The sequence below is a fragment of the Flammeovirga sp. SJP92 genome, assembly GCF_001583495.1.
Taxonomy (GTDB): domain Bacteria; phylum Bacteroidota; class Bacteroidia; order Cytophagales; family Flammeovirgaceae; genus Flammeovirga.
The window spans coordinates 119,562-131,679 of the sequence record NZ_LQAQ01000112.1; the positions used below are offsets into that span (position 1 = coordinate 119,562).

7 protein-coding genes are annotated in these 12,118 nt (G+C 33.9%); 2 read left to right on the top strand and 5 right to left on the bottom strand.

What is annotated here, in order from left to right; all coding sequences use genetic code 11:
- Positions 1-21: 21 nt before the first annotated feature.
- Both AVL50_RS29785 and AVL50_RS29790 read right to left on the bottom strand, forming a co-directional pair.
- A complete protein-coding gene (locus AVL50_RS29785; RefSeq protein WP_062621227.1) occupies positions 22-1,641 on the bottom strand; it encodes a serine aminopeptidase domain-containing protein in 1,620 nt (539 codons plus the stop codon).
- Between the two features lie 8 nt (positions 1,642-1,649).
- Complete coding sequence (locus AVL50_RS29790) at positions 1,650-3,839, bottom strand: 7TM diverse intracellular signaling domain-containing protein (RefSeq protein WP_062621229.1); 2,190 nt, start codon at positions 3,837-3,839, stop codon at positions 1,650-1,652.
- Between the two features lie 336 nt (positions 3,840-4,175).
- Here AVL50_RS29790 and AVL50_RS29795 point away from each other — a divergent pair, with 336 nt between their 5' ends.
- Positions 4,176-6,383 (top strand): caspase family protein, encoded by a 2,208-nt coding sequence (locus AVL50_RS29795; RefSeq protein ID WP_172826951.1) that lies wholly within the window; start codon positions 4,176-4,178, stop codon positions 6,381-6,383.
- Positions 6,384-6,456: 73 nt separating this feature from the next.
- On the opposite strand, the gene AVL50_RS29800 is transcribed toward AVL50_RS29795, so the two are convergent.
- A complete protein-coding gene (locus AVL50_RS29800; protein ID WP_062621233.1) occupies positions 6,457-7,860 on the bottom strand; it encodes a voltage-gated chloride channel family protein in 1,404 nt (467 codons plus the stop codon).
- Between the two features lie 112 nt (positions 7,861-7,972).
- On the opposite strand from AVL50_RS29800, the gene AVL50_RS29805 reads away from it, so the two are divergent.
- On the top strand, positions 7,973-10,501 hold the full coding sequence (locus AVL50_RS29805) for an ABC transporter permease (RefSeq protein WP_062621235.1): 2,529 nt from the start codon (positions 7,973-7,975) through the stop codon (positions 10,499-10,501).
- Positions 10,502-10,504: 3 nt separating this feature from the next.
- Here AVL50_RS29805 and AVL50_RS33170 read toward each other — a convergent pair whose 3' ends face one another.
- Both AVL50_RS33170 and AVL50_RS29810 read right to left on the bottom strand, forming a co-directional pair.
- Positions 10,505-10,654 carry a hypothetical protein gene (locus tag AVL50_RS33170; RefSeq protein ID WP_157491683.1) on the bottom strand — a complete coding sequence of 50 codons (150 nt, stop codon included), beginning with the start codon at positions 10,652-10,654 and terminating at the stop codon, positions 10,505-10,507.
- Positions 10,655-10,818: 164 nt separating this feature from the next.
- Positions 10,819-11,994, bottom strand: a complete 1,176-nt coding sequence (locus AVL50_RS29810; protein WP_062621237.1) for a proline dehydrogenase family protein — start codon at positions 11,992-11,994, stop codon at positions 10,819-10,821.
- Between the last annotated feature and the right edge of the window lie 124 nt (positions 11,995-12,118).

Below are 12,118 nucleotides of genomic sequence, written 5' to 3' on the forward strand. Positions count from 1 at the left end.
GCTTTTCATCATTAAAGCATTTTATTTGATCAATCCGACTTGTGTACCAATCCACTCATTGATTGTTTTGAATAAGAAAGGATGATACCCTTCAATTTCTGTCAATTGAACATCTCCACGTTTTCCACCTTTAATCAGTAAGTGATTCACTTTTGGTAGAATTCTCGTATCAAACAAAGAAGCATTTTTAAACGTATCAACTCTATTTTTATTCATTACTGGATCTAGAAGCTTATCTCTTTCGCCATACAAAGTAAGAACAGGAACATTCACTTTTTCCCATGCTTCCTTCGCATCAAAATCATAGTATCTTTTCCACCATTCAATATATTCTGTCTCATCAAGAGTTGTGACATACTCAATCATTGGAGTGACTAGAATCTTGTTGTGTGCTTGGATCAAGCTTTCAGTTTTTTTTCCAGATGCCAGGTATTTTATTAATTCATCTTGATATTCTAATGTGATTTTTACGTCGTCAGGAGTAAATTCGTCTGCAATCAATCTTTTTTCTAACCCCTGTCTTTCTTGATCCACAAACTTACTCATTGCACCAGAAATATTGACAATGAATTGAATATCCTCATCGTTCTCAATTGCTAATGGCATTACATATCCAGCCTGATCAAAACCGACAAGCCCAATTCTTTTTTCATCAATACGTTTTGTTTTCTTGAGCTTGTGAATCACCTTTTTTAAATCTGAAGCAAGATCATAGAAATCAGCACTTTTTCTGTCTCCAGTTGAAACTCCACAACCCCTTTTATCATACACAAAAGTGGCAACACCATAATACGGAAGTGTCTTTACATATTCATCAAAAATATTTCCTCTAAACTGTTCCCCTGCACCAGGTACATAAATAACGAGTGGGATACTCTTATCATCCACATTCGGATAAGTCAGTGTTCCTTCAATTTCTACATTGTCATTTTTGATACTAATATCTTTAAAATCACTGAGCTCTTGCAATCTTTTCCCTTCTTTTAGTGAAGTTCCTTCAGTGTAAGAATCATATTGAAGGCGTTCTGCCTCACCATTTTCATTTTTATATAAAGTGATTGTGAAATCTGTAGGATAAGAAGAAGCCATTTTAGGTCCTGCTGCAAAAGTAATTTGTCGCTCATCTTTATAAGTAGGGTAAAGTACTCTTTGTTTGCCATTTTTAAAATCAAGTACCCTTAATGGGTTAATAGATCCATCAATATAAAAGGGTTCTATTTGAATAATTCGTCCATCTTCAAAACTGAAGTAGCCCAAGAGGTTACCTAAATCAGCAATATGTATAGGAGAGAGGCGAATGAGGTTACAATCAAATTCTTTATAACCTACTTGAAACTTACCCATAATAGTTGAGTCATTCAATATTTCACCTCTATAAGATGCAGCCATAGAAGGCGTGTCAATGATAAACTTTAAAGAATCTGAAGTTTCAGTGTAATCATTTACTTTATCTGTTTCCTCTTGATGATAGAATAGTTTGACTTTGATTACAGAATCAATATCAACAAACATTAAATCTGGATATAAATCAAAATCAGCTGTTCCTATCCATTTTCCTTTTAGGTTTTCATTTTTCCATTGACCATGTGCTGTGCTTAAAAATGAAGTTAATAAAATTAGAGGAAATAAAAATTTTAGCATCGTTGGAGTTAAGGTTTGAGATGAAAGCCTATAACTAGGATATCATCTATTTGATGTTCTGTTTTACCTTCACCGGTCATCCATCTGATTAAAAATTGATCTAAAGCCATTTTTTGCTTATCCATTGGAAGTTTGTGGATCATCTCCAATAAGTCCCTAAACTTCTTACCGCCAATTTTTCGATTGATTGGACCACCAAATTGATCTTGATAACCATCGGAAGAAATATAAAAAACAGTAGGAGAAGTTACTCTTACTTTGTGTGTTGTGAACTCAAAAGTATCCAGATTTGCAGATCCAATACTACATTTATCACCTTTTATATGTCCGAAATTATTATTCTCAATATAGTAAAGAGGGTTTTTCGCCCCTGCAAATGTAAGAATAGAATTTTTCTTATCATATACACACATACATAAATCCATACCGTCTTTCAGTGCACCTTTCCCTTCTGCTTGCTTGTGCAATTCAACTTTAATATAGTGATTGAGCTGATCTAATATATGTCCTGGATCTGTGGTGCGGTCAGTAATTACAATCTGTTTTAAAAGACGTTCTCCAATCATAGACATAAATGCTCCAGGAACACCATGACCTGTACAATCTATAGCTGCAATAAAAGAATGTGTTTGACTTTCATAGTGCCAATAAAAATCTCCAGATACAATGTCTTTGGGCTTATAAAGTACAAATGATTCAGGAAAAGAATGCTGTATCGCTTCTATACTTGGAAGTATAGCATTCTGTATTCTTTGTGCATAATTAATACTAGCTGTAATTTTCTCATTTTTCTTGGAAAGCTCACGTTTTTGACTTTCTATTTCTTCATTCTGCTTTTCTAAACTAGCATTCATTGATTGAATTTCACCATAAGCCTCCTCAATTTTACGAGTATATCTATCTGTTTCCTGCGATACTTTATCAAGCTGACGTGTTCTTTCTTTTACTCGTCGCTCTAGCGTTTTTCTATCCTTTTCCTGTTGTTGAATAAGTGATTCTTGAATTTTTTCTGTGTCTTCCTGAATAAACTTATACTTATCACTCAATGCAAGTGAAAGTAACATAATTTCCATAATGGTACCAAACGCTAGTGCATAACGTGTCATTAAGTTGGATTCTATAACCCCTTCGGTAGTCAATGTATGTGTTAAGATCCCCAAAGTGAAAAATGCCCATGCCATAATAAAATAACGAGCAAATTTATTTCCTTTCCGATATACATAAATACCAGAGGAAATTAAAACAATAGCATTGATAGAAGTTGATTTATTGGAGAGTTCCATTACAGTTTGATAGTTGCCGAAGAAGGTATAACCAAACAATAGCAGACCTAAAGTAATCATTCCAATTAATGCCCCATAAACATATTTGGAATAGTTTCTTACTTTCAGAAAAGAAAGCGTAAAGATGGCTGAGGTGATAATCCAAAAACTAATAGCCAATGGGGCAATGTATTTTTGAAGCCCCGGACTCCATTGGTGTAAATACTGGAAGTTATGCCCACTATCGCTGGAGAAATAGATCACATTGCCTACAATTGGTAAAACATAAAGTAGGTAATTGATGTCCCTCAATGAGAAGAAAATCATTAGGTTATAAAGGACCATAATCAAGATGATACCAAAATATAAACCATATAACATCTCTGAAAAAAGACTGTATTCTAGAAAAGCGTCTCCTGTGTAAATTTTCATTGGAAGGTTGATACCATTACTGGAGTAGACTTTTACATATACATTATACTTAGTGTCTTTCTTTAGTTCAAAAGGAACAATGAAGTTTCTATGATTGATTACTCTAGAATTGAACGGGAAAATATCTCCTAATTCCCAGGATATAAAGTTTTTCTGACCGTTTTCAATCAAGTACACTTTTAAATAATCAATGTTAGGATTAGCAATTTCGAAATACCAGTTTTTATTGTGGTCTACTTCATGCTCAATCGGTATTTTCAACCACAAAGTCTGCTCAAGAAATCCAAAATTGAGATCATCATCTGCTTTAATAAAATAATCTTCGGGGGCGTCTTTTATTTTACTAAATTCTGTTTCATCATTGTCCAGAAAATAAAGGATGTCATTCTCAATTTTTAATTCTTCTACTAAATCATCTAGGTTTACAGAAGGAGTAGTATTTTGAGCAATAGCAGGGAAAAGAATAGCAGTAAGTAGAAAAAGTAATAAGTTTAGGACTCGCATATAAAAGCAAATGTTGTGTTGGTATTGAAAAAAGATGTTATATTAGAATTCTAATATTCGTCTATTTTGTACATGGGATCATAGTAATCCAGAGATCACGAAAGTTATTTTATCGAATTCTTCCCGGATTGTAGATATAACGTTTAACGTATTATTTATATTTCCTTTTTCAGCAAATTAAAATACTTTTCTATGATTTTAGGAGTTATTTCAGGTACATAATGAAGAATCACATTAGAATTAATTTTCATAAAGGTTATTATACAAAATAACATTTTAAAGTTACAATCTGTAATATTCAACTATATATTATACAATAAAGAGAAAAAAATGAGAATGAAACTCAAAAATTATTTTTTGTTTTTTTGTTTGTTCACAATCTGTCATATTTCTTACTCTTCCGGGAAAAAAGCGTTATTGATTGGAATAGATCATTATTATGATTCAGAAAAAGAAAGATATGCTGAATGGCAAGATCTTGATGGTGCTGTAAATGATGCTACCGTAATGTACAATCTTTTGAAATCTAAATATGGGTTTAGTACAAAAGATATGACATTATTAGTTTCTCCAAAATCAACCACTAAAAAATCCATTGTCAAGGCGTTTAATCAATTAATTAAGTCCGCTAGTAAAGGTGATCAAGTTTGTATTTACTATGCTGGACATGGTGCACAAATAAAGAATTCTAAATTCTATGAATTAGACAAAAAACACGAAGCAATAGTTCCTTCTGATGTGTTAAGAACAAATAACTTTTTATTGGATGTTGAAATCAATGAATTGTTAAACAGGTTGCTGGATAAAGAAGCTGAGCTGACTGTGATTTTTGATAACTGTTTTAGCGGTTCAGGCACAAGAGGAGCTATTGACCTTAACAGTCTGCAGTCACGTTACGTACCTATCAGTGATATAGACATTGATCAGACTTATAAAAAGCAAAAATCTGCAGCAGAAAGAGGAGCTTTGGTTGTATCAGCAGCTCAAGATTATCAGTTGGCAAAAGAATACAAAGATAACAGAGGACAGTCTCATGGTGTATTTACGTATGCTTTGATGAAAGCAATGCAGATGAGTTCAGTCAATGAATCAGCAGAGGATATTTTTAAAAGAGTCAATTCAATCATTTTGTACAATGCTGTTCCTAGACAAGATCCGGTGATAGAAGGTCAGGAGGAAAGAATGAAGCAACCTTTGTTTGGTGGCGTAGCAGACCCTTCAATTGGAGTTCAGGTAGGAATTGTGGATGCCGAAAATAAATACAAGATTACTTTAGATGGTGGTAGTGCAGTGGGCATTGTTCCGGGCACACAGTTGACACATGTGAAAAAAGAGGTGGTGGTTGAAGTAACTGCTTTGTTTGGTGTAAATGGCTGCTATGGCAAAGTAATTCAAGGGGATAAAGCACTAGAGGAAGGCGATCTTGTAAAGGTGACAAAATGGGCTCCTTACAACAAAAATCGTCTAAAGGTATACTTTGGTGAAATGGGTATTTCTGATATTGAAATTAACGCATTGAAAGAATTAGAAAGGTTATTGGCAGATAAAGGAGTACTTGAATATGCTCCTTATGAAGAAAATGTTGGGTTCATCATCAAGAAAGAAGATGACAAATGGAAAGGGTTTTATTCGCCTTCTGAATCTATATCATTTGGTCATTCAATTCCTTCTTTTGAAAAATTGGAAAAGGTGATTTCAAAGTTAGAAACTCCTAATAACAAAATATTTATTGAAGTGCCTCCAAGCACAGCGGTATATCAAGAATTGAACGGAAGTTTATCAGGTCAGCCAAAGATTCAAGCTGTAAAAGCTGAAGAAAAGTTTGATTACTGTTTGATTGGAAGGTTTAATGATAAAAATGAATTAGAGTATTCTTGGGTTAGATTTGGTGCTCAAAAAGAGGAAAAGCATAATCCATTGCCTTCGTATACGGATTGGGTAGCTCCACATAGAACTTTCACATTGTCAAATTATGCTGAAAGACTTGGAGAATTGAAAGGGTGGCTGACAATGGAAGTTCCTCCCAATAATGCAAATTTCCCTTTTAAGTTTGCACTGAAAAAGCATTCTACTGGAGCTTTGGTAAAAAATGGAGCTTTGGTAGAAGGAGAAGAATATGGTTTGGCGCTTTATAAGGATAATAATCTTTACGATAGCTGGAATATGGAGGACCGTTACCTTTATATTTTCTTATTGACAAGTGATGGATCTATGAAACTGTTATTTCCTGCGACAAACTCTTCGGTAGAAAATAATACTGAGCAAATCATGAAGGACCCAAGCGGTGATTATAAAGATGAAATCCTGATTGGATATCCTGATTTATTGAGTGTTTCACCTCCATTTACTACAGATAATATTTTGATGCTCAGTACTGTTACAGCCATTACTGAAACATCAATTTTTAATCAAGACGGAGTAAGGGAAAGAGGATCTGGAGACTTATCATTAAATGAACTTATTGATGAGGAAGAAGAAAGAAGCTCAAAACAAAGTAATTGGTTCTTAGAGCGTCATACATTCTTCGGAACCAATACACAATAAATATGTATTAAAACAATAAGACCTCATCATGTATTTGATGAGGTCTTATTGTTTATCTTAAAATCAAAGTTGATTATTTGTCTTCTCCTTTCTCTCTATTTTGAATATGTTTCTTTTCGGCTTCTCTGATAACTTCAATTTCAGACAGCGTATTTCCTTTCTCATGTTCTTTCACCTGATTTTTTGCTGATCCAACAATTTGAGAAGAATAGATACTTGTGTGTCCTGAGAACATATAAGCTGTAATACAAGCAACTGCAATAAACACTGCAGAAGGAGCTCCAAATAGTTCAATACCCATCATTGTACATGCCATTGGTGTGTTGGTTGCACCACTGAAAACACCCACAAATCCCATTCCAGCCAACAAAGCCACTGGCAATGAAATATAATTAGAAAGGAAAGAACCCAATGTTGATCCAATATAAAATAACGGAGTCACTTCACCGCCCTTAAACCCTGCACCTAAAGTAAATGAAGTGGTTAAAGTTTTCATTAAGAAGTCATACCAATGCATTTGTGTATCAAAAGCGGCGACAATTGTAGGGACACCTAATCCGAAATATTTTAAATCATAATTACTATAGTCAAGTCCATGATTATAATTGATGACTACAATTCCAATGGCTAAGACAATACCACCGATCACTGGTCTTAAAGGTGCATATGCTATTTTCGATTTAAATAATCCACCCCAATAATGACATGCTTTAGAAAATAACATTCCTGTCAGTCCAAATGCTACACCTGCAATGACGCATAATGATAAATTTTCCAATGTCATTTCAGGGACAATTGGGATGTTATATTCTGTGTGAGTGATTCCTAAATGATGTCCAAAGGTATGTGTAGCATAATTGGCAACAATAGCAGTAAAGAAGGAAGGGAAAATAGCTTCGTATCTCATTCTGCCAATAATATAAACTTCTAAGCCAAAGATTGCTCCCGCAAGTGGAGTTCCGAAAACAGAGGAAAAACCAGCGGCAATACCCGAAATGATCAAAATTTTCCTATCATATTTATCGAGTTTGAAGATCTTGGTGAATTGATCTGCAATAGCACCACCCATCTGAACAGCAGTACCCTCTCGGCCTGCCGAACCTCCAAAAAAGTGTGTGGCAATAGTGGCGATCGTTACAAGAGGGGCCATTTTTAATGGAATGATTCGATTTGGTCTTGTGATCTCATCAAGTAACTGGTTATTTCCTTTTACAACATCTTGTCCCAGGTAATAATAACAGGCTCCAATTAAGAAACCGCCAACAGGTAAAGCAAAAATAATCCATTTGTGAAGTTCTCTCCATTCTGTGGCCCAGTGTAGTCCCCACAAGAAAAGTGCTGAACCTATACCCGTTAAACCGCCCACAAATGTACCAATCAATGCCCATTTTAGTACATATAAAACAACTGGAAATTGCTCTACTTTCTTTACCCAATCAGGAAGATCCTCATGGGAGTAGCCAAGAAAAGACGCCATAAGTTTTTAGTAAATTTTATTTAAATTAAACTGTCATAATATTCTGTATACACAATTTATGTGGTATAATTGAAATATTTATCTTTTTTAAGGATTCATTAAGCAAATAAAAGTGAGAATTCAATTCGTAATTAATAATGCTAGGAGAGATCTTTCAAATAGTATTTATAAAATAGGACCATTTATCATTTCAATAATTATTGGAATTGGTACATTGGTTGCCATGACAAACTTCTCTGAGAATGTAGTGAAAGATATTGACAATCAGGCTAAAGAAATGCTTGGGGCAGATCTGGAACTTAGATCAAATCATCTGATTCAAGATTCTCTACTTTCCATTTTTGAAAAAAATCAGAGTGAAATGGCAAAGCAATATAACTTTGCCTCAATGGCTTTTTCTCCCAAACATGAAACTTCAAGAATGGTTGACTTAAGAGCTTTAGAACAGGGTTATCCCTTTTATGGAGCTCTTGAAATTTCACCAAAATCAGCATGGAAAAGATGGGAGAATGAAGAGAAAATTGCTTTGGTGGATAGTGCTGTTCTCTATCAAATGAATTTATCCATTGGAGATTCATTGAGGTTTGGGAGAACTACTTTTGAAATTGCCGGAACATTAAAAAAAGGAATAGGACAAAGTGCAATTATGGCGGCTGCAGTTCCCATAATTTATTTCCCATTCAAGTACTTGGATTCAACTTCATTAATTCAAAAAGGAAGTAGAGTAAACTACCGGTACTTCTGGGCTTATTCTGATACAACCAATATTCAGAATCTTATCAATCAGAATGATACTTTTTTAGAAGAGGAAAGTGTTCGTGCAGTGACATCAGAAAACAACACGGCTAGAATCGGACGCTTTTTTAATGATATTGATGCGTTTTTGAAGCTTATATCTTTTGTTTCATTGCTCTTAGGGTGTATTGGTGTTTCTAGTGGAATATTTATTTATGTCAAAAGTAAACTGAAGTCAATTGCAATTTTAAGGTGCCTTGGTGCTACTGCAATGGAAACCTTTATGATTTATCTGCTTCAAATTCTTTTTCTTGGTTTAATGGGAGGAATAATTGGTTCAACCATTGGTGTTGTCGCTCAATTCAGTTTCCCTGCACTGTTTGGAGATTTATTGATGGTTGATTTGAGTAATGATATTTCGATGAAAGCCATCATGATTGGTATACTGTTGAGTGTAGTCATTTCTATATTATTTGGTTGGTATCCATTATTGCAGATTTTAAATGTATCTCCAATATATGTGCTACGATCATTTTTATTGGAAGGGAATTCCGTGAATAATAAAAAGCTTACTTTTCTTCTGTTTATTACAATCAGTGGATTTGTTTTATTCTTTTCTTACTGGCTACTAGAAGATATTACCAAATCCTTTTTATTTCTGATTGCAATTTTTGTTGTCATTGTGATTCTTGGTGGAATCTGTCTTTCTCTAATTACATTATTGAAAAAGAAAGATTTAAATCATCTCTCATTTAGTTTTAAATATGGAATTTCTCAGCTTTTCAGACCTAACAACCAAACCTTGTTATTAGGAACAACTATTGGGTTAGGCGTCTTTTTGATTATATGTATGCTGTCCATTCGTGGTATTTTGATGGATAAAGTGAGTGAAGTTGGAAATGATGGAAGTGCGAACCTGATTCTTTATGATGTGCAGAAATCACAAAAGGCAAAATTGGAAGATATGATCAATAGTGAAAACTTGAAGGTGGAACAAGAAGCACCTGTGGTGACTATGTCTTTGGAATATTTGAATGAGGAAAATAAGAAAACAACCCTTCAAGATTCAACAAAAAAAATAAAAAGGTGGGTCTTTGATAGAGAATATAGAGTGACTTACCGTGATCATTTAAAACCTAATGAAGTTACAGTAAAAGGAGAATTTACAGGTAAATCAACTATTAATGAGATTGTTCCTATTTCAGTATCTGAAAGTTTTTTAGAATCCTCAGGTCTCCAATTTGATGATATCTTGACTTTCAATGTACAGGGTTTTGCATTGAAAACAAGAATAGCACATATCAGAAAGGTAGACTTTGCAAGAATGGAGGCCAATTTCGTTGTGCTGTTCCCATCAGGTGTACTTGAAGCTGCTCCAAGTATTTATGTTTTTGCTTTGAATATAAAGGAAAAGGCAAAAATTGCTCAAATACAAAACAGAGTAATCGCTCAATTCCCTAATGTATCAGCCATTGATTTAGGGTTGGTATTCAACTCAATCAATGAGATTTTAGGCAGGGTTTCTTTCGTATTCCGATGGCTAGGTGGCTTATGTATTTTCACAGGATTGCTCGTGTTGTGGAGTTTTATGTCCATAGGAAAATACCAACGAAAGAAAGAAGCTGGAGTCCTTCGTGCAATTGGGGCAAAGAAAAAACACTTAATACGAATTTCACTGATTGAATATTTCTCTATTGGAAGTATTTCAACATTAACAGGAATTATATTAGGATGGATTGGCTCTTGGTGCCTTGCTTACTTTGTATTTGACCTTCCGTTTTATATTGCTTTCAAAGATAGCATAATATTAGGAGGTATTGTGATTCTAATGACGATATTGATAGGTGTGCTTTTTATGAGAACACTCTCAAAAGTACCTTCAGTGGAAGTTCTAAAAGAAGAATAAATTTTATTCTAAAGTAGAAGCACTTTTCTCCATTGAAAGTGTTTTTACTTTTGCTTCACTCTGCTTGTTTTCAGAGTTGTTAGCGGACATTATATGATGTGCACAGACTAAAAAAAATAATCCTATGAAAAAAAATAATAATTTTGCTTTCATGTTGTAAGTAGTTGTATGCGTTAATCTAATAATCAACAGCAATATATGTAATTATTTATTAATATATTAACAATGAGCTGTTTAAAAATGTAAAAAAAACTCTTAATAGTCATATTTTAACTATTAAGAGTTTAATTTTTGTAAATATTGACGTAATGCTACGTTTATTTTCTTCTTTTCAATTCATTAGAAACTAGAGTCAACTCTCTGCCAGCTTGTCCAGCCACAGAAGTATTTTCTTCAGCTCTTCTAAATAAATAAGGAAGTGCCTCTTTTACAGGACCATAAGGTAAATATTTTGCTACATTAAAACCTGCTTTTGAAAGGTTGAATGAAATATGGTCACTCATTCCAAATAACTGTGCGAAGAAGAAATTTGGATTGTTGTCACTCACATTGTATTTATTCATCAATGCAACAAGTAATTGATTACTATTCTCATTATGAGAACCAGCACATAAAGCAAAATCTTTATGGTTCTCCATGATAAATTCTAAAGCTTTGTCAAAGTCTCTGTCGGTAGCTTCCTTAGTATGCTGAATTGGTGTAGGATAGTTCATTTTCTTTGCTCTTTCCCCTTCTTTTTCCATGTAAGCACCTCTTACTAGCTTCACACCCAAGATAAAACCTTCTTGTTGTGCCTTTGCAAGATCAGATTTCAACTGTCCCAACTTGCTGTGCAAGTACATTTGATAAGTGTTATATACAATAGCTTTTTCTTTATTGTATTTCACCATCATATCATAGGCTAATTGATCTACAGGGCCCTGCATCCAAGTTTCCTCAGCATCAATAAAAATTCTCACATCGTGATCATAGGCTGTTTGACAAAGGTTCTCAACTCTTTTGACAACTTTTGCCCATTGTGCTTCTTCCTCACCGCTTAAAATTTCCCCTGCGTGCACTTTTTCTAAAAGACTTACAGCTGCAATACCTGTTAGCTTAAAAACAGAGAAAGGTACATTTTGATCTTTACTAGACTTCTTGATTGTTTCAATAATTTCAGCTTCAGTAGTATCAAAACTTTTATCGTTTTGAGCGCCCTCAACAGAGTAGTCCAAGATAGAACCAATGTTATATTTCCCTAGAGTAGCAATAGTTTCGTTACTGTCCTCAATTGTTTCTCCACCGCAAAACTGCTTGAACAAAGTCTTCTTTACTATTCCTTTAATTGGCAAACCTAATTTGAAAGAAAGATTCAACATTGTGGTGCCAACCTTTACTAAACCCGGCGAGTGCATCATTGCAAACAATGCATATGTTTGCTTTAATTCATTATCATTTCTCCACTCAAAGGCCGTTTTTGTATCTTCAAAATTTACTGTAGATGTGTCAACCATTTTGTTTATGTTTAATATATATCGATGTAAGAAGTAGTCGGTTTTTTCAAACCATAGTATGCGTATTGTAACAACAAAAATAGAATATTGTTGGAGTTTTTTTACTTTTCGTTTAAATATATTT